General features: G+C 64.0%; 1 protein-coding gene. It reads left to right on the top strand.

The window, feature by feature from the left end; genetic code table 11:
* Positions 1-24 precede the first annotated feature (24 nt).
* Positions 25-928: ISL3 family transposase (locus tag CAPSK01_RS00020; protein ID WP_273702775.1), on the top strand; the 904-nt coding region annotated here is incomplete at its 3' end.

Raw genomic sequence — 928 nt, 5'->3', positions numbered from 1 at the left:
GGAAGGCAGTCTGCCGCCCTCGGCATGGAGGACAATAGCGGCCTTTCCTCTCGCGGCCGCTTCCTCATGATTGAAACGCTGTTCACCCAGGCTCTGGGCCTCGTTGCTCCTTGGCAGGTAGAAGAAGTCATCTTCAAGCCAGAGTCCGGACGGATCGATTTCCAGGTCCGGTTTGGCGCCGCCATTCATGCTTGCCCGGCTTGCGGTGCGGCGGCGCAGCCGCTCCACGACCGCTTGGCGCGCTCGTGGCGCCATCTGGATTTCTTCCAGTACGAAGCCAATCTGCATGCCGAGGTGCCGCGAGTGGCCTGTGCCGCTTGCGGCAAGGTGACGCAGATCGCCGTACCCTGGGCGCGTGAAGGCAGTCGCTTCACCCTGCTGTTCGAGGCTTTGACGCTGATGCTGGCGCCGACCATGTCGGTCCTGGCGGCCGGTCGACTGCTGCGCGTGCGCAGTCGCAGACTGTGGCGCGTGATCAATCATCATGTCGGCCAAGCGCGCGCCCAGGAAAGTCATGCCGGGGTTCGCGCGATCGGCGTCGATGAGACCGCCAGTAAGCGCGGCCAGACGTACATCTCTGTTTTTTATGATCTTGATAAGCAGCGCTTGCTGTTTGCGACGCCGGGCCGGGACAAGGCCACGCTCGGCACGTTCGCCAGCGACCTTGCCGAGCATGGTGGCGAGCCGACCGCGATTACCCATGTCAGCATGGACATGAGCGGCTCGTTCCAGGCCGGCGCCGCCGAGCACTTTCCAGACGCCGAGGTCTGTTTCGACCGCTTCCACGTCGTTGCTCTGAGCAGCACGGCGCTGGACGAGGTGCGACGGGCCGAGGTCAAGAGCGAACCCCAACTGAAGGGCACTCGCTGGGGCCTGCACAAGAAGCCCGCCGACTGGACCGTCAAACAAACGGAGACCATGCACTGGC

Origin of the sequence: Candidatus Accumulibacter vicinus (assembly GCF_000584955.1) — a bacterium.
Lineage (GTDB): Bacteria > Pseudomonadota > Gammaproteobacteria > Burkholderiales > Rhodocyclaceae > Accumulibacter > Accumulibacter vicinus.
This window is presented reverse-complemented; position numbering and strand designations above follow the sequence as displayed.